Raw genomic sequence first — 18,552 nt, 5'->3', positions numbered from 1 at the left:
CACCCCCCGTCCACGCCGGGCGGCCCCCGCCCGTCGGCGGTTGGGCCGCCCGGCGGAACTGGCGCATGATCGAGGAGGAACCCCTGGTGAGGGCACCCGCCCGCCCTCACGACACACCCCGAAGGAGGTCGCCGGATGGACCTGCCGTTCATCGTGGCCACGTTGACCAGACGGGGACTGCTCAACCCCGGACACCCCGTCCGGGTCGCCTCGCAGCTCGCCGCGCTACGCCGGTGGGGCTGGGGAATGGCAGGCGAGCTGCGGCAGGCCGCCGCCCGCGACCCGGACCGGGTCGCCGTCGTCGACGAGCACGGCGACCAGCTCACCTACCGGCAACTGCTGGACCGGGCCGAACGGCTGTCCCGGGCGATGCGCAGCGGGCTCGGGGTGCAGGCCGGTGACCGGGTGGGGCTGCTCTGCCGCAACCACCACGGGCTGATCGAGGGCATCGTCGCCGCCACCCTGCTCGGCGCGGACGCGGTGCTGGTGAACACCGGGCTGTCCGCCGCGCAGCTCGTCACCGTCGCCGAGGAGCAGCGGCTCCGGGTACTGGTGCACGACACCGAGTTCGCCGAGCGGATCCTCGGCGTCCCCGCCGAGGTGCGCCGGGTCGACGAACACGGCCTCGACGACCTGATCGCCGCCGCGCTCCCCGGCGACCCGCCCGCACCGCCCGCCCAGGACGGCCGGACCATCGTGCTGACCTCCGGCACCACCGGGGCGCCCAAGGGCGCCCGCCGGCCCGTCCCCACCGGTTTCGGCCCGCTCGTGTCCATCATCGACCGCATCCCGCTGCACGCCCGGGACACCCTGCTGATCGCCGCCCCGATCTTCCACACCTGGGGGTACGCCGCACTCCAGGTCGCCTTCGCGCTGCGCGCCACCATCGTGCTGCACCGCCGGTTCGACCCGGCCGCCACGCTGGACGCGCTCGTGGCGCACCGGTGTCAGGCGCTCTTCGCCGTACCGGTGATGCTGCAACGCCTGCTCGACGTGCCGCCACCGGATCCCCGGCCGCCCCTGAAGGTGGTCGCGGTCAGCGGCTCGGCGCTGCCCGGGGGCCTCGCCACCCGGTTCATGGACAGCTACGGCGAGGTGATCTACAACCTGTACGGCTCGACGGAGGTCTCCTGGGCCGCCATCGCCGGCCCCACCGAGCTGCGCCAGGCCCCCACCACCGCCGGTCGCCCCCCGCACGGCACCCGGCTGGCGATCGTCGACGACGACGGGGATCCGGTGCCGGCCGGGCGGGTCGGCCGGATCCTGGTGGGCAACGAGATGCTCTTCGAGGGCTACACCTCGGGCGTCCGCTGGGAGACCCACGACGGTCTGCTCGACACCGGCGACCTCGGCCGGGTCAACCATGAGGGTCTGCTCTTCGTGGACGGCCGGGCCGACGACATGATCGTCTCCGGTGGGGAGAACGTCTTCCCGTCCGAGGTCGAGGACCTCCTCGCCCGACTGCCGCAGGTCCGCGAGGCCGCCGTGCTCGGCGTGCCGGATCCGCAGTACGGGCAACGGCTCGCCGCCTTCCTCGCCCTGCACCCGGGGGCCACGCTCGACCCCGAGGCGGTACGCGAGTATGTCCGGCACTACCTGGCCCGGTTCTCCGTACCCCGGGATGTGGTCTTCGTGAAGTACCTGCCGCGCAACGCCACCGGCAAGGTGCTCACCCGGGAACTCCGCCGCTACTACGGCTGACCCCCCGGGTGGAGTACTCGATCACCAGCACCGACGCCAAGGGCGAGGAGCTCAGCGCCACCGCCCAGCGGGTCATCGCCGCCGCCCTCGACCTGCTCTGAGGTGGTCAGTCGGGGACGGTGATCCGGCCGTCGATCGCGGTGGCGGCGATGTCGCCACGGTGGTGCGAACCGGCCAGCTCGATACCGCGTACCAGGGCGTAGGCGGCATCACGGGCGGCGGTCAGGTCGGGGCCGGTGGCCGTACCGCAGAGGACCCGGCCGCCGGCGGAGACCAACGCGCCGTCGGCGGCCCGGCGGGCGGTGCCGGCGTGGATGACGCCCGGGTGGTCGGCGCCGGTGATCACGTCTCCGGTACGGGGTGCGGCCGGATAGCCCTCGGCCGCGACCACGACGGTGACGGCCGCGCCGTCGCGCCAGCGCAGCGGCGGGTGCCCGGCCAGGGTGCCCGTCGCGGCGGCCCGCAGCAGCCCGGCCAGCGGGGTCTCCAGCAGCGCCAGCACCACCTGGGTCTCCGGATCACCGAAGCGGGCGTTGAACTCGATCACCCGGGGACCGGCGGCGGTGAGCGCCAGCCCGACGTAGAGCAGGCCGACGAACGGGGTGCCCCGGCGGCGCAGCTCGGCCAGCGTCGGATGGACCACGTCGGCCATCACCTCGTCCACCAGGCCGGGCGGCGCCCACGGCAGCGGCGCGTACGCCCCCATGCCGCCGGTGTTCGGGCCGGCGTCGCCGTCGCCGACCCGCTTGAAGTCCTGCGCGGGCAGCAGCGGCAGGGCGGCCACCCCGTCGGTCACCACGAACAGGGACACCTCGGGGCCGGACAGGTACTCCTCGACCACCACCCGGCCGCACTCCCGCGCGTGCCGCAGCGCGGCGTCCCGGTCGTCGGTGACCACCACCCCCTTGCCGGCGGCCAGCCCGTCGTCCTTCACCACGTACGGCGTGCCGAACTCGTCCAGCGCCCGCCCGACACTCTCCGCGTCGGTGCAGGTGTACGCGCGGGCGGTCGGCACCCCGGCCGCCGTCATGATCTCCTTGGCGAAGGTCTTGGAACCCTCCAGCCGGGCCGCCTCGGCCGACGGCCCGAACACCGCCACTCCCTTGGCGCGCACCGCGTCGGCCACCCCGGCGACCAGCGGTGCCTCCGGCCCGATCACCACCAGGTCGGCACCGACCTCCACAGCCAACGCGGCCACGGCGGCGGGATCCACCGGATCGACCTGCCGCAGCTCCGCCAAACCCGCGATCCCCGGGTTACCGGGCGCCGCGAACAGGGCCTCGACAGCCGGATCCCCGACCAACCCGAGGGCGAGCGCATGCTCCCGCCCGCCACCACCCAGTAGAAGTACGCGCACGGCGTCGAATCCTACCCACCCCACCCCCCACCCCCACCTCCCCCACCCACCCCCCACCCCTCCCCACCCACCCCCACCCCTGCGTCGATCATGGAGTTGTGGTGCCTAACAAAAGCCGCACTGTAGGACATAAATGGCACCACTAGTCCATGATCGACCGGGGTCAGTGTCGGGGTGCAGCTCGTGGATCACGAGGGGGGGTAGTGGGGGCACCCGGGACGGGGCTGGTCAGCGCCGCCGGGACGGGTGGCCGGGCGGGCAGTGGGGGGACGTCGAACCCTGTGGACAACCCTGTGGACAACCGACGCTCATCAATCGGTGACCACGAGGTTCACGTCAGGCACTCTCGTGACGTGGACCTCGTGGTCAACGGGCGGGAACGGGCGAGGCCGCGCGGGGCCAGCCGGGTGAGGGCGGGGTGGGCCGGGTCAGGGCAGGAGGGGGTGGCGGACCACGTTCTCTTCACGGCCGGGGCCCACACCCACCACGCTGACCCGGGTACCGGTGATCTCCTCGATGCGGGCGATGTAGCGGCGGGCGTTCTCCGGCAGCTCGTCCTCGGTGCGGGCCTTGCTGATGTCCTCCCACCAACCGTCGTGCTCTTCGTAGATCGGGGTGGCGTGGTGGAAGTCGGTCTGGGTCATCGGCATGTCGTCGAAACGCTCGCCGTTGATCTCGTACCCGATGCAGAGCGGGACCTTCGGCAGGCCGGTGAGCACGTCCAGCTTGGTGATGACCAGGTCGGTGACGCCGTTGAGACGGCAGGAGTACCGGGCCACCACGGCGTCGAACCAGCCACAGCGGCGCTCCCGGCCGGTGGTGGTGCCGTACTCGTGGCCGACCTTGCGCAGGTGCTGCCCGTTGTCGTCGAACAGCTCGGTCGGGAACGGGCCGGACCCCACCCGGGTGGTGTACGCCTTGCTCACCGCGATGACCCCGGTGATCGCGGTCGGCGGGATGCCCGCGCCCACGCAGGCCCCACCGGCCGTCGGGTTCGACGAAGTGACGAAGGGGTAGGTGCCGTGGTCCATGTCGAGCATGGTGGCCTGGGCACCCTCCAGCAGCACCGTCTCACCCCGGTCGAGGGCGTCCCAGAGCATCACCCGGGTCTCCGCGATGTACGGCCTGAGCCGCTCCGCGTACCGCAGGTACTCCTCGACGGTCTCCTCGACGTCGATCGCCTTACGGTTGTAGACCTTGAACAGCAGCTGGTTCTTCTCCCGCAGGGCGAGTTCCAGCTTCTTGCGCAGGATGCCCGGGTCGAGCAGGTCCTGGAGCCGGATCCCCATCCGGGCGACCTTGTCGCCGTACGCCGGGCCGATGCCGCGCCCGGTGGTGCCGATCCGGGACGACCCGAGGTAGCGCTCCACCACCCGGTCCAGTGCCCGGTGGTGCGGCATGATCAGGTGCGCGTCGCCGGAGATGCGCAGCCGGGACACGTCCACCCCGCGCTCGGCGAGCCCGTCGATCTCGGCGAGCAGCACCTTCGGGTCGACCACCACCCCGTTGCCGATGACGATCATCGCGCTCGGGGAGAGCGCGCCCGACGGCATCAGGTGCAGCGCGTACTTCTGCCCGTCGGGTGTGATCACGGTGTGGCCGGCGTTGTTGCCGCCGGAGTAGCGCACCACGTAGTCGACCCGCTCACCCAGCAGGTCGGTAACCTTGCCCTTGCCCTCGTCGCCCCACTGAGCACCGATGAGCACGATCGCTGGCATCTTTTCCGCCTCCAGAAGGCTCGGGTGCCAGGTGGCGACCGGTTGGCGAGCCCGGGGTGTCAGGCTAACAAGTAGGAACGGCGTGGCCAGCAGGGGTTCGCGTCGGAAGGCAGGAGGCCGGAGTGTACGACGTGGTGCTGCTCACTCTCGGCTCGGACCGGGACGCCCCCGGCGGGGGCTGTGGCAGTGGCGACGCCTGTTGTGGCGGCACCCCGACGCCGGGCGGGCAGCCGTCCGACGGGCCGACCGACCCACCGGGCACCCCGACCAGCACGGGCACCCCCGCCAGCACGGGCACCCCGACCGACACGGCCGGACAGAGCGACGGCCACGGACAGACCGGCACGGCCGGACAGCGCAGCGGGGACGTCCGGGGGCGGGGTGGGGAGCGGTGTGAGACACCACGGGTACCGGTGCTCGCCTGCGCGGACGCGCTGACCGCCCGGGGTGCCCGGGTGGAGACCGTCACCGCCCGTTCCGACGCCGAGGTCGACGAGGTGCTGGCCCGGCTGGACGCCCCGGCCCGCCCCGACGGCCTCACCTGGCCCGACCCGGACAGCAAGATCCGGCTGGTGGTCGCCTCCGCCAGCGACGCCCAGTTACGCGCCGTCGTGCGCCGGCTGGTCCGTCGGTACGCCCCACCGCCGAGCCGCCGCCCGGCCGAGCTGGCCGGTAACCGGACGGTGCCCGACCTGCCGCCGATCGGCGTACTCCCGCTCGACCCCGCCCGGGGTGGCCCGCACCGGGACCTGGCCGGGCAGCTCGGCCTGCCCCGGGATCCGGCGGCCGTGGCCGCGGCGGTGCTCGACGGCGGCGTACGCCGGCTCGACCTGCTGCGTAACGACGGCGGTTCGGTGACCCTGGACGGCGCGTTGCTCGGCGCTGCCGACGACGCCGGCCGGCCGCTGCTCTGGCGCGGCCGGGTCGAGGTGGACGACGCGGTGCTCTCCGACGGCACGGACCCGATCCTGGCCTGCGCGATCGGCAATGCCGGCGGATACGCCCACCTCGACTCACTACCGCTGCTCACCGCCCCCGACCCGACCGACGGTCTGGTGGAGGTCGCGGTGGCCGTTCCCGTGCCGACCCGCTCGGCGTTGGGCAGGAAGAAGAAGATCCGGTACGAGGTACGTCGCGCGCGGGGCCGGGCGGCGGCCGTGATCCCCCGCGACGACCGGGTGCCCTTCCTCGACGACGGGGTCGAGGGTGAGCTGAGCCGCAAGCGGTCCTGGTGGATCGAGCCCGCAGCCTGGGCGGTCTTCACGGGCTGACCACCGACCGCCCCCGTCACCAGGCGTAGTGGGAGCGGGACGGCCTATCCTCGACGGGAGGAATGGGGGATCCGTGGTGGACGACAACGCCGACCGGGCAGGACCGTCCGGCCAGCAGCCTGGGCCGGCGCGGGACATCGAACCGCTCTGGCCGCCCGACCCGACCGAACCGGTGCCCCAGTGGGCCGGTGAGCCCACACCGGTGTATCCGCCGACGGCGTACCCGTCGCTGGCCGCGGAGGTGGCGCCGATGCCGCCCGACGATGGCTGGAGCCCGCCCGGCGATGGTTGGACGCCCGCCCACCCGGACCCGGCACGGTTTCCCGCCCCGGGCTTCCCGCACGACTACGACGGCTTCCACGGGTACGGCACCCCGTCGGACGACGGTCCACATCGACACGACAACCGGTCCGGGTACGGCGATCTGACCGGGCACGAGGGGCACCCCCGGTACGACGGTCCACCGGGGTACGACGGCCGACGTCCCGCCTCCGGCGGCCCCCGGTCGGAGGTCGGAGGTGCCGCCACCCGGGAGCCGTCCGCAGCGGGGCCGGAGCAGGTCGGTCCGGTGGAGATCGATCTGCCCTTCAGCCTGGACCCGTCGCTCACCGGCCCACCGTCACAGCCGGCCGGTCCCATCCCGGGGCCTGCTCCGTCCACCGAGGCGGAGCCGCCGGACGGTGCACCTCGCCCTGTCCCGCCGGCCCGTCCGAGCAATGGGAACGCCATGACCAACGGAACCGACCCGGCTGAGTTAGATCTTGGAGGATTCCGGCCCCTGGAGGGGCCAAAATCCTCCAAGATCCACGATCCCGGTCCAGCAGCGGAGGGCATGGCGACAGTGCCGGCCCAGCACGCCGGCCGGGGTGAATCCCCGTGGGCGCTACCGCCTCAGCGAGTCTCGGTCGGAGCAGAGGAACCCGGCAGGGTCGAGGAGTCTGGTCCGGTCGGGCACCCGGTCCGCGCAGCAGAACGGGGTGGAGCCGAAGAGGTGGCGTCCGGTGCCGCCGTACCGGCTCACGCGGCCAGCCATGCGGCGGCGGTGCCCGGTCGGTCGCCAGCGGAACCGACGCCGTCGGTTGAGCACCCACCGGCGGCAGGCATGACAGTCGTCCCCCCGCACCCGGCACCCGGCGCATCCCTGCCGCACCAACCGACCTCACCACCGCCACTTCCCCACCGGCCCGGCCCGGCACACGCCGGCCCGACCGCGACCAGCCAGGCCGGACCCGGCCCGGCACATCCCGACCCGACCGGACCCGGCCCGGCACATCCCGACCCGAGCGGAACCAGCCCGCCCGCAACCGGACCGGTGGATCCCGGATCGAGCCGGCCGGGGTCGACGGGAACGGAGGGACCGGTGCCACCCGGACAGCGGTCGCCCGGTGGCTGGTACCGGCCCTCCTGGCCGGAACAGCCGGCTCCCGGCGGGACGCCCACAGCCGCGTACCCCGACCCGGCAGCCCTCACCGGGTACCCGGATCTGGACTGGTCACCGGAGAGTGGGATCGCGCCGACCGCCGAGGACTTCGCCCGCCGCCGGCAGATCAGGCCGGCCGACCCGGTCGCCACGATGGGCGTCCGCGCCATGGTCAACAAGATCGGCCTGGTACGGCTCCCGCCGGGGCAGCACGAGCAGGAGGTCAAGCGGGACATCGAGATGGTGCGCCGCAACTTCGGCGGGCTGCGCCAGGTGACCGTGGTCAACCCCAAGGGCGGCGCCGGCAAGACCGTGGCCATCCTGCTGCTCGCGATGACCTTCGGGCAGAAACGCGGCGGTTACGTGTTGGCCTGGGACAACAACGAGACCCAGGGCACCCTGGGCATGCGGGCGCAGCAGGACTTCCACTCCCGTACCGTCCGGGACATGCTGCGGGACCTCGGCCAGTTCCAGGGGCCGCACGGTCGGATCGGCGACCTGTCGCAGTACGTCCGTTCCCAGGGCGAGGGCATGTTCGACGTGCTCGCTTCGGACGAGTCGGCCACCGGTGGCGAGATGCTGACGGCGGCGGCGTTCGCCGAGATCCGCGAGGTGGTGAGCCGGTTCTACAAGCTCATCTTCGTGGACACCGGGAACAACGTCCGGGCGCAGAACTGGCAGGCCGCGATGGACGCCACCGACCAGTTGGTGGTCACCATGTCGGCCCGCAACGACTCGGCGGAGACGGCCGCCCGGATGCTCGACCACCTGGAGCAGAGCGGCCGGCAACGGCTCGTCCGGCAGGCGGTCACGGTGGTGTCCATGCCGCCGTCCCGCAAGGAGATCGACCTGCCGGCCATCCAGGAACACTTCGCCGCCCGGACCAGGGCGGTGCTGCTCGCGCCGTACGAGCGGCTGATCGACACCGGCGAGCCGATCCGGTACGGCGGGCTCTCCTCCGCCACCCGGGACGCCTGGCTGAAGATCGCCGCGGCGGTGGCCGAGGGGCTCTGAACCACCCCGGACCCACGGCCCGCCCCGACTGGAGTCGGGGCGGGCCGCACGACAGGGTGAGGCCCGTCGGGCGGGTCAGGCGCTGGCGAGGGCGTCCCCGGCTGCCGGGTCGCAGTCACGGAGGAACTGGGCGCACCGGGCAGCCTCGTCCGCCTCGCCGATCTCCCCGGCGGCCCGGGACAGGACGTAGAGGCAGCGCAGGAAGCCCTGGTTCGGGGCGTGCGACCACGGGACCGGACCGTGCCCCTTCCAGCCGTTGCGCCGCAGCTGGTCCAGACCGCGGTGGTAACCGGTGCGGGCGTACGCGTACGCCGCGATCACCGCACCGCTGTCCAGGGCCAGGGTGGCCAGCGCCGCCCAGGCCGCACTGTGGGTGGGGAAGCGGGCCGCGACCTCGGCGTACGCCTCGTCGGTGCCCTTTTCTGCGGCGGTGGCCAGAGCGGCGTCCGCCTCTTCGTGAGCGGGCAGGAGGGTGGCCGGAGGCTCCGGCAACAGGTTCTGCATCGTCCCATTCAACCCGCTTCGCACCGCGCCGCGCGAGGGGGTCGGGTGGGTACGCTGGCTGAACGGTGGAGGTCTACGTCACGCCCGGACCTGATCGGGTGAACCGTCGGCCCGATCGGGTGAACCCTCGGCCGAGGGTACCGACCCGGCGGCCCCGCCGGTGGGCCTCCCGGCTCGGATGATCCATCCCGGCGGTCGTCGGCGGTCGACCCTGCGGCCCATGCCGCCCGGTAATTTTTTCCACTACAACTATGGATCCGGAGCCTCCCCAGGACCCGGTTACGCAGGAGCCCGGTGGCCTCGGTCACCGGGCTCCTGTCGTCTGCCCCCCGTCGCCGCGCCGGGGTGGCGGGCCGGGGGCAGGATGGCGGGGTGCCGACCCCACCTCCCGCGGACGTCATCGCGCCGCACGACACCAGTCATGACGAGATCGAGACCCGGGCCGAGTTCGACCGGCACCTGGTCACCGGCAGCCTCGCCGGGTTGACCGTGCAGGGGCTGCGCCTCGACCTCGATCCGATACCCGATCTGACCGCCACCGAGGTGGCCGGCACCCTCTTCGTGGGCTGCCGGTTCGCCGGTCGGGAGGTCGGTGCCGACCTCGTCCGACGCGGGGCGAACGTGGTCCCGCCCTTCTCCGGCCTGCCCTACCCGACCCAACCGGCCCACCTCTACACCCCGACCGACCTGGCCGAGGGGTTCGCCGACGCCGGGTTCGCCGGGATGTACGACACCCGGGTCTACGACCATTTCCGCGCCCACGGTGGTGCCCTGCCGGACGTGAAGGAGGCGCTCGGTCAGCGGCTGCACGACCACGGGGTGGACAACGCCCTGGCCGACGCGACCCGGACCTGGCTGGCCACCCACGGGCCGCAGTCGGTGGTGGGGGTGATGGGCGGGCACGCGGTGCCACGCGGCAGCGCGCCGTACCGGATGGCGGCGGTGCTGGGCTGGGAGCTGGCGCGGGCCGACCGGCTGGTGGTGACCGGTGGCGGCCCGGGGGTGATGGAGGCGGCCAACCTGGGCGCTTTCCTGGCGGCCCGGCCGGCGCGGGAGCTGGACGCCGCGATCGACCTGCTGGCGGTGGCCCCCGACTTCACCGACCACGACCGGTACACGGCCGCCGCGCTGGCGGTGCGGGACCGCTACGCCGTCACCGTGCCGCAGCAGCGCGGCCCCGGTCTGGACTGGGCCCGGTCCGGCGGGCTGGCCATCCCCACCTGGCTGTACGGGCACGAGCCGGCGAACCTGTTCGCCGGCCGGATCGCCAAGTACTTCTCCAACGCCATCCGGGAGGACACCATCCTGCGATTGGCCCGGGGCGGGATCGTCTTCGCGCCCGGTCGGGCCGGCACCGTGCAGGAGGTCTTCCAGGCGGCGACGAAGACGTACTACGGCACGGACGGGGCGAGCGGCGCGTACGTCTTCCTGGACCGGGCGTACTGGACCGGGGAGCTGCCGATCGAGTCGCTGCTGCGGCCGCTGTTCGCCGGGTCGCCGTTCGGTGACCTGTCGGGCAGCATCCACCTCACCGACGACGTGCGGGAGGCGGTCCGGGTCCTCACCGTGACCGGCTGAGAGCCGTCCCGGTCACCGCCGTGACCGGCTGAGAGCCGTCCCGGTCACCGCCGGGGCAGCGTCCCGGTCACCACCGCGGACGTCGACGGCCGGCTCCCCGCGTGGGGAGCCGGCCGTCGACGGGACACGCGGAAGGGTCACTTCATCCGGGTGCCGGTGGAGCGCAGGTGCTCGCACGCCTCGACGACCCGGGCGGCGAGACCGGCCTCGGCCAGCTTGCCCCAGGTACGCGGGTCGTACTGCTTCTTGTTGCCGACCTCGCCGTCGATCTTGAGTACGCCGTCGTAGTTGCGGAACATGTGGTCCGCGACCGGCCGGGTGAAGGCGTACTGGGTGTCGGTGTCGATGTTCATCTTCACCACGCCGTAGTCGAGCGCCTCCCGGATCTCCTCCAGCAGCGAGCCGGAGCCGCCGTGGAAGACCAGGCTGAGCGGCTTGTCCTTGCCGTACTTGGCGCCGACCGCCTCCTGGATCTGGTTGAGGATCTCCGGACGGAGCTTGACGTTGCCCGGCTTGTAGACGCCGTGCACGTTGCCGAAGGTCAGCGCCGCCATGTAGCGGCCCTTCTCGCCCAGGCCCAGCGCCTCGACCATGGCCAGGCCGTCCTCGACGGTGGTGTAGAGCTTGTCGTTGATGGCGTTCTCGACGCCGTCCTCCTCGCCACCGACGACGCCGACCTCGATCTCCAGGACGATCTTGCCCTTGGCGGCCTCGTCGAGGAGCTGCGCGGCGATCTCCAGGTTCTCGGCCACCGGCACGGCCGAGCCGTCCCACATGTGCGACTGGAACAGCGGCTCCTGGCCGCCCTTCACCCGCTCCTGGGAGATGGCCATCAGCGGCCGGACGAACCCGTCCAGCTTGTCCTTCGGGCAGTGGTCGGTGTGCAGCGCCACGTTGACCGGGTACTTCTTGGCCACCTCGTGCGCGTACGCGGCGAACGCCACCGCGCCGGTCACCATGTCCTTGACCGACGGGCCGGACAGGTACTCCGCGCCACCGGTGGAGACCTGGATGATGCCGTCGCTCTCCGCGTCGGCGAAGCCCTTCAGCGCCGCGTTCAGGGTCTGCGACGAGGTCACGTTGATCGCGGGGTACGCGTACCGGCCGGCCTTGGCCCGGTCCAGCATCTCCGCGTAAGCCTCGGGGGAAGCGATGGGCATGTGAAAAGCTCCTTAACTTACCGCTCTCGGCCGCGCTGGCCGCTGTCTTCCATCGGTGCGCCGGACCGCGCTGTCCACCGTCGGCAGTATCCCGCAGGAGGCGGCGGCGGACACCACCGCCCCGGCGACCGTCCACCGGTCGGCCTCACCGGCTCTCCCGACGGTCCGGCACGACGACGCTGATCAGCCAGGTCACCACCGCCATCACGATGGCCCCCCAGAAGGCGGCCCAGAAACCGTCCACCCGGAACGACAGGTCGACCGCGCGGGCGATCCGGTCGGTCAGCAGGAACAGCAAGGCGTTCACGACCAGCGCGAACAAACCCAGGGTGAGCAGGTAGAACACACAACCGACCACCTTGATCACCGGCTTGAGCACCGCGTTGACCACGCCGAAGATCAGCGCCACCACCAGCAGGGTGAGGGCGGTGTTCGCACCGTTGCGCCCGGAGACGTCGACCCCGGGCACGATCAGCGTGGTGACCCACAGCGCGATCGCCGTGATCACCAGTCGGATCAGGAAGCCCACCGGCCCATCCTGACACCGCCCGGTCGTCCCGGTGGGGCGTTCCGGTGTTCCCGCGCCGCCGGGCGACCGCCCCCACCAGCCCGTACGGTGGACGGGTAGGCCACCGGAAGCAGGGAGGGACGATGGCTCAGCCCGACGAGGACTTCACCCCGACGGACCACCTCGACCCGGAGGAACGTGACCCGGAGGCCGAGCCGGCCGACGCGGTCGAACAGGCCGCGGTGATCGGCCCGGACGAGACCGACGCCGAGCCGCACCGGGGCCTGGAGGTCGACGACTGGGACGCGATGGAGCAGGCCCGGGTGGTCACCGCCGACGAGGACGACTACCGCTGACGGCGGGCGGACGTCGGCGCGGCGGGGGAGAGATACGGCCGGAAGGCGTCGTCGGCGGGCGTGGCGGGACAACGGAAGCACGAGCAGCGTGAGAGGCTGACCACTTTCCGTAGCCCACCGGAAGGCGGTCGTCATGCTCCGGCACCACCCGCGGCGCTGGTTCGCCGCGTTCGTCGTCGTCGGCGTGTTCGGCGGCGCCGCGGCCACACCCGCCATGGCCGCTGGCGCGGTCCCCTCCACCGCCGCCACACCCGGCCAGCTGCGGATCGAATCACGGGACCTGCTGGTCGCCCCCGGGCACAGCACCTCGGGCCAGGTCCGCATCGAGACCCTCGTTCCCCATGCCGAGCCTCTCCACCTCGACCTGGAGCTGTCCGAGCTGGAGAAGGTCGGCCGCCTCACCACCTCGGGCGACGGCTGGAGCTGCGCCCGACCCGACAAGCACCTCAGCTGCACCGCCCCAAAGGGCACGCGGGCCAACTCGAATGTGTACCCCACCTTGTTCTTCCAGATCGACGCCCGGTCCGATGCGCCACTGGACACCCGGGTCGAGCTTCACTTCGACGTGACGTTGTCGGGGACCCACGGCACCCGGACCACCACGTTGACCGTCGTCGAGGGGGTCGACCTCCAGACCGCAGCGAAGACGGAGCTGAGCGCCGAGCCCGGCGACCTGCTCGACGTCACCAGTACCGTCCGCAATGCCGGCCCCGGACCTGAACGCGGTGTCGTGCTCACCATGAGCCCGGACTGGCTGTTGACGTACCGCGACAACTTCCGGAACTGCCGGTGGCAGGAGGGCACCCCGCTCGTCTGCCACTTCGACACGGAACTCGAACCGGGCGTCACCTACCGCCTCTCGGATCCGCTGCCGTTCAGGATGAACAGCATTGCCCGCAGCGGCCTGGTGCTCACCAACCGGCTCCAGTGGTGGACCGCCGACGACTGGGCGCTGGTGGAGAAGGACCCGACCGCACCGAAACCGCCCGACACCCCCGGCACCGGCCTCGAGCTGCGCCTGGTCGCCCAATCGTCCGCGGCGCGGACCGATACCGCTGTCCGGAACAGCTGGACCGACCTCCGGGTGAGCATCACCGGCGACCGGACGGCGGACGGCACCGCCCTGGGCGACGAGGCCCGGGCGCGGGTCGGTGACCGGGTGAAGATGACCATCGGCTTCCGCAACCTGGGGCCGACGATCGTGGAGTCCTGGCGGGAATCTCCCCTGGTGCACGTCGAGATCCCGGACGGCCTGACGGTGGTCGACATCCACTGGGACTGCCACCCGTTCTCCGACGGGGAGTGGACCGGCGACGGAGGCGAGCCCGGTGCCCGGTCCTACGGCTGCATCGCCCACGGAGACCTCATCCGTCCCGGGGAGACCTACGCGTACGAGATGACGCTGCGCGTCGACCGGCTGACCCGGCGGACCACCGGGGCGGTCACCACCGCCCTCGACGGTGACACCGATCCCCGCAACGACCGGGCGGAGATCGTGTTCCTGCCGGCCACCGACGGTGGCGGCGCCGGGGAGCCGGACGGGGACGGCTCGCTGCCGATCACCGGCAACGCCACCGTGCCCCTCGTCGTCCTCGCCGGCCTCCTGCTCGCCGTCGGCGTCGGCGGCTACCTGCTGGCCCGCCGCCGGACCCGTTTCGTGGCCTGATCTCCGCTGCACCTCCCCTGATCTCCGCTACGCCTCCGACGCCCCGCCGACCCGCCCCGGTCGGCGGGGCGTTCCGTTGCACCGTCCACGGACCTGCGCCCGCCGGTTCCCCTGACGGTGGGCGGTCCCGGAGGAAATCAGGACGACGCCGGATCGGCCGCGCTGGGATCATGGGCGCGTGCTGCTCACCCTGACCACCACCCACCGGCCGGCGACCGATCTCGGATACCTGCTGGTCAAGCACCCTGACCGGGTGCAGGAGTTCGACCTGCCGGCGGGCACCGCACACGTCTTCTACCCGGAGGCGACCCAGCAGCGGTGCACCGCCGCCCTGCTGGTCGAGGTCGATCCACGGCGGCTCGGGGTGGGGCGGCGGCGGGCCACGTCCACCCCCGAGCACTTCACCCTCGGGCAGTACGTCAACGACCGCCCCTACGCCGCGTCCAGCCTGTTGTCCTCCGCACTGTCCACGGTGTTCCGCTCCGCGCTGCGCGGGGTGTCCCGGGAGCGGCCGGAGCTGGCCGGCACGGCGATCCCGCTGCGCATCCGGGTGCCGGTGCTGCGCTGCCGGGGCGGTGCGGAGCTGGCGGTACGGATGTTCGACCCGCTCGGCTGGGCGGTCACCGCGGCCCCGCTCCCGCTCGACGAGCAGCACCCCGAATGGGGCGACAGCCGGTACGTCGACCTCTGCCTGACCGGCACGGTCCGGCTCGCCGACGCCCTCAACCACCTGTACGTCCTGCTGCCGGTGCTGGACGACGCCAAGCACTACTGGGTCGCCCCGGACGAGATCGACAAGCTGCTGCGGGCCGGGGCCGGCTGGCTGGCCGACCACCCCGAGCGGGCGTTGATCACCCGCCGCTACCTGGCGCACCGGCGGGCGCTGGCCGGGCAGGCGCTGGCCCGACTGGCCGAGTCGCGGCTGGCCGACGTACCCGAGCCGGACGACAGTGTCGACGAGGCCGCCGGCCCGGCGGACGGCGACCCCCGGCGGGCGTCGCTGGCGGTGCGGCGGCGCGAGGCGGTGCTCGCCGCGCTGGCGGCCAGCGGCGCGACCCGGGTGGTGGACCTGGGTTGTGGCGGCGGCGCGCTGCTCACCGCGTTGCTCGCCGACCGGCGCTACACCGAGGTGGTGGGGGTGGACGTCGCCACCCAGGCGTTGACCACGGCCGCCCGCCGGCTGCGGCTGGACCGGTTGCCCCAGCGGCAGCAGGACCGCATCCGGTTGTGGCAGTCGGCGCTGACCTACCGGGACGACCGGTTGCGCGGCTACGACGCGGCGGTGCTGATGGAGGTCGTCGAGCACCTCGACCCGGCGCGGCTGCCCGCGTTGGAGGACGCCGTGCTGGGTCACGCCCGGCCGGGCACGGTCGTGGTGACCACCCCCAACGCCGAGTACAACGTGCGGTACGAGGGACTGCCGGCGGGAGGCTTCCGGCACCCCGACCACCGGTTCGAGTGGACCCGTGCCGAGTTCGCCGGGTGGGTCGACCGGGTGGCCGCCGAGCACGGCTACACCGCCACGATCAGCGGGGTCGGCGACCACGACCCCGAGCTGGGCCACCCCACCCAGCTCGCCGTCCTCACCGCCGTGGGCAGCCGGGAGGCGACCCGATGACCATCCTCGACATTCCCGAACTCGCCCTGGTGGCGTTGGTGGGCGTCTCCGGCTCGGGCAAGTCCACCTTCGCCGCCCGGCACTTCGCGCCCAGCCAGGTGCTCGCCTCGGACGCGTTCCGGGCGATGGTCGCCGACGACGAGAACGACCAGTCCGCCTCGGCCGACGCGTTCGCGGCGCTGCACCACGTGGCCGGGGTGCGGCTGCGGCGGGGCCGGCTCACCGTGGTCGACGCGACGAACCTCCAGTCGCACGCCCGCGCCGGGCTGGTCAGGGTGGCCCGGGACCACGACGTGCTCCCGGTGGCGATCGTGCTGGACGTGCCGGAGACGCTGGCCTGGGAACGGACCCAGGCCCGCGCCGACCGGACGCACGGTCGGCAGGTGCTCGCCCGGATGCAGCGTGACCTGCGCCGGTCGGTCGGGCAGTTGGCCCGGGAGGGGTTCCGCAGGGTGCACGTGCTGCGTGGGGTCGAGGAGATCGACGCCGCGCAGGTCCGGCTGGAGAAGCTGTTCAACGACCGGCGGGAGCTGACCGGGCCGTTCGACATCGTCGGTGACGTGCACGGGTGCCGGGCGGAGCTGGAGGCGCTGCTGGAGCGGCTCGGCTTCGTGCTGCACCGCGACGACGCGGGTCGCCCGGTGGACGCGGCGCACCCGGCCGGTCGTACCGCCGTCTTCGTGGGTGACCTGGTGGACCGCGGCCCGGACTCGCCCGGCGTGCTGCGCCTGGTGATGGGCATGGTGGCGGCCGGGCACGCGATCTGCGTGCCGGGCAACCACGAGCACAAGCTGCTGCGCAAGCTGCGGGGCCAGGACGTCAAGCTCACCCACGGCCTGGCCGAGACGATGGCGCAGCTCGACGCCGAGGACCCGGCGTTCGTGACCGGGGTGGCGAGCTTCATCGACGGCCTGGTCAGCCACTTCGTGCTGGACGGCGGCCGGCTGGTGGTGGCGCACGCCGGCCTGAAGGAGGCCTACCACGGCCGCGCGTCGGGCCGGGTCCGTTCGTTCGCGCTCTGGGGCGAGACCACCGGCGAGACCGACGAGTACGGCCTGCCGGTGCGCTACCCGTGGGCGCGCGACTACCGGGGTGCGGCGACCGTCGTGTACGGGCACACCCCGACACCGGTGCCGGAGTGGGTCAACAACACGATCTGCGTCGACACCGGTTGCGTCTTCGGCGGGAAGCTCACCGCGCTGCGCTACCCGGAACGGGAGCTGGTCTCGGTCGACGCCCGACGGGAGTGGTACGCCCCGGCCCGGCCGCTGGTCAGCCCGCCGACCCGCCCGGACACCGTGCTCGACCTGGCCGACGTGACCGGACGACGGCACCTGGAGCACGCCTACGGGACGCTGACGGTGCCGGCGGAGAACGCCGCCGCCGCGCTGGAGGTGATGAGCCGGTTCGCGGTGGACCCGGGCCGGCTGGTCTGGCTGCCGCCGACCATGGCCCCGTGTTCGACGTCGACGGTCCAGGGGTTCCTGGAGCACCCGGCGCAGGCGTTCGCGGACTACCGGGCGGCCGGGGTGGAACGGGTGGTGTGCGAGGAGAAGCACATGGGTTCCCGGGCGGTGGTGCTGGTCGAGCGGGAGCCGGGTCCGTTCGGCGGTGGGGTGGTGCACACCCGGACCGGTCGGCCGTTCTTCGGCCCGCCGCTGGACGGGGAGCTGCTGGACCGGGTCCGGGCGGCGGTCGGCACGGCCGGGTTGTGGGACGAGTTGGGCACCGACCGGCTGCTGCTGGACTGTGAGCTGCTGCCCTGGTCGGCGAAGGCGGACGGGCTGATCCGCGAGCAGTACGCCGGGGTCGGCGCGGCCGGTCGGGCGGTGGTACCGGCGGCGCTGGACGCGCTGGACGCGGCGGCGGCCCGGGGGCTGCCGGTGGACGCGCTGCGGGACCGGATGACGGCCCGCCGGGCGGAGGTCGAGGCGTACTCGGCGGCCTACCGGGCGTACGTGGCCCCCGTCGAAGGGCTGCGCGGGGTGACGCTGGCGCCGTTCGCGGTGCTGGCCGGGGCGTCGGTGACCTTCACCGACCGGGACCACGGCTGGCACCTGGCGTTGGCCGACCGGCTCTGCGCGGCCGACCCGGGGTTCTTCACCCCGACCCGACGGCAGGTGGTGGAGCTGGCCGACGCCTCGGCGGTGGCGACGGCCACCGACTGGTGGTCGGCGCTGACCGCGGCCGGCGGCGAGGGGATGGTGGTCAAGCCGTACGCCGGTCCGGCCGCCCGGTCGGCGCGGGGTTCGCTGCTCCAGCCGGGGATCAAGTGCCGGGGCCGGGAGTACCTGCGGATCATCTACGGTCCCGGGTACACCGATCCGGCCCAGCTCGCCGCGCTGCGTCGTCGTTCGCTGGGGCGCAAGCGGGGGCTGGCACTGCGCGAGCACGCGCTCGGCCTGGCCGCCCTGGACGGGTACGTCGCCGACGTTCCGCTGTGGCGGCGGCACGCGCTGGTCTTCGCGATCCTCGCCTGCGAGTCGGAGCCGGTCGACCCCCGGCTCTGACCGCCCGTCCCGGGGCGGGAGGTGTCGCGGTGGGTCGACCGGGCGGGGTGCCCCGGGCCGTTGGGACGGAATCGTCGGTCGTTCGGCCCGTTCCGTCGCCACCCGTCGTCGCGGGACGCCCCGACGGAGACGGATTCCTTAGGCTGCGGCAACCGCCGTAGCCCCCTTCCT

General features: G+C 73.1%; 12 protein-coding genes and 1 pseudogene. 8 read left to right on the top strand and 5 right to left on the bottom strand.

What is annotated here, in order from left to right; all coding sequences use genetic code 11:
* The first annotated feature begins 135 nt into the window (after positions 1-135).
* The gene (locus tag O7612_RS01880; protein WP_282269898.1) at positions 136-1,701 is read left to right on the top strand and encodes an AMP-binding protein; all 1,566 of its coding nucleotides are present in this window, start codon (positions 136-138) and stop codon (positions 1,699-1,701) included.
* Between the two features lie 106 nt (positions 1,702-1,807).
* On the opposite strand, the gene purD is transcribed toward O7612_RS01880, so the two are convergent.
* Positions 1,808-3,058, bottom strand: coding sequence for a phosphoribosylamine--glycine ligase (gene purD, locus O7612_RS01875; RefSeq protein WP_282269896.1), 1,251 nt, complete (start codon positions 3,056-3,058; stop codon positions 1,808-1,810).
* A 428-nt stretch (positions 3,059-3,486) separates the two neighbouring features.
* Positions 3,487-4,776 carry an adenylosuccinate synthase gene (locus O7612_RS01870; protein ID WP_282269894.1) on the bottom strand — a complete coding sequence of 430 codons (1,290 nt, stop codon included), beginning with the start codon at positions 4,774-4,776 and terminating at the stop codon, positions 3,487-3,489.
* Positions 4,777-5,162: 386 nt separating this feature from the next.
* On the opposite strand from O7612_RS01870, the pseudogene O7612_RS01865 reads away from it, so the two are divergent.
* Positions 5,163-6,047 (top strand): annotated as a pseudogene (locus O7612_RS01865) (hypothetical protein); the annotation flags it as partial.
* Between the two features lie 592 nt (positions 6,048-6,639).
* The gene (locus O7612_RS01860) at positions 6,640-8,481 is read left to right on the top strand and encodes a chromosome partitioning protein (RefSeq protein WP_282273758.1); all 1,842 of its coding nucleotides are present in this window, start codon (positions 6,640-6,642) and stop codon (positions 8,479-8,481) included.
* A gap of 75 nt (positions 8,482-8,556) precedes the next feature.
* Here O7612_RS01860 and O7612_RS01855 read toward each other — a convergent pair whose 3' ends face one another.
* On the bottom strand, positions 8,557-8,985 hold the full coding sequence (locus tag O7612_RS01855) for a DUF3151 domain-containing protein (RefSeq protein ID WP_282269890.1): 429 nt from the start codon (positions 8,983-8,985) through the stop codon (positions 8,557-8,559).
* Positions 8,986-9,357: 372 nt separating this feature from the next.
* On the opposite strand from O7612_RS01855, the gene O7612_RS01850 reads away from it, so the two are divergent.
* The gene (locus O7612_RS01850) at positions 9,358-10,563 is read left to right on the top strand and encodes a hypothetical protein (RefSeq protein ID WP_282269888.1); all 1,206 of its coding nucleotides are present in this window, start codon (positions 9,358-9,360) and stop codon (positions 10,561-10,563) included.
* A 137-nt stretch (positions 10,564-10,700) separates the two neighbouring features.
* On the opposite strand, the gene fbaA is transcribed toward O7612_RS01850, so the two are convergent.
* Entirely contained in the window at positions 10,701-11,723 is a 1,023-nt protein-coding gene (fbaA, locus tag O7612_RS01845) for a class II fructose-bisphosphate aldolase (RefSeq protein WP_282269886.1), read from the bottom strand.
* A gap of 145 nt (positions 11,724-11,868) precedes the next feature.
* Positions 11,869-12,252 carry a phage holin family protein gene (locus O7612_RS01840; RefSeq protein ID WP_282269884.1) on the bottom strand — a complete coding sequence of 128 codons (384 nt, stop codon included), beginning with the start codon at positions 12,250-12,252 and terminating at the stop codon, positions 11,869-11,871.
* Positions 12,253-12,374: 122 nt separating this feature from the next.
* Between O7612_RS01840 and O7612_RS01835 the strand changes: the two genes are divergently transcribed.
* The 4 genes from O7612_RS01835 to O7612_RS01820 all read left to right on the top strand — a co-directional run bounded on the left by O7612_RS01835 (position 12,375) and on the right by O7612_RS01820 (position 18,381).
* Complete coding sequence (locus O7612_RS01835; RefSeq protein ID WP_067310009.1) at positions 12,375-12,587, top strand: hypothetical protein; 213 nt, start codon at positions 12,375-12,377, stop codon at positions 12,585-12,587.
* 133 nt (positions 12,588-12,720) lie between these two features.
* Positions 12,721-14,253 (top strand): LPXTG cell wall anchor domain-containing protein, encoded by a 1,533-nt coding sequence (locus tag O7612_RS01830; protein WP_282269881.1) that lies wholly within the window; start codon positions 12,721-12,723, stop codon positions 14,251-14,253.
* A 178-nt stretch (positions 14,254-14,431) separates the two neighbouring features.
* On the top strand, positions 14,432-15,871 hold the full coding sequence (locus O7612_RS01825; RefSeq protein ID WP_282269879.1) for a 3' terminal RNA ribose 2'-O-methyltransferase Hen1: 1,440 nt from the start codon (positions 14,432-14,434) through the stop codon (positions 15,869-15,871).
* The gene (locus tag O7612_RS01820) at positions 15,868-18,381 is read left to right on the top strand and encodes a polynucleotide kinase-phosphatase (RefSeq protein WP_282269878.1); all 2,514 of its coding nucleotides are present in this window, start codon (positions 15,868-15,870) and stop codon (positions 18,379-18,381) included. Before O7612_RS01825 ends, O7612_RS01820 begins: the two co-directional genes overlap by 4 nt.
* Positions 18,382-18,552: the final 171 nt, after the last annotated feature.

Source organism: Micromonospora sp. WMMD987, from assembly GCF_029581435.1.
Classification (GTDB): Bacteria; Actinomycetota; Actinomycetes; order Mycobacteriales; family Micromonosporaceae; genus Micromonospora; species Micromonospora rifamycinica.
Note: the sequence above shows the minus strand (reverse complement) of the source record. Positions and strands in the feature narration are given on the sequence as shown.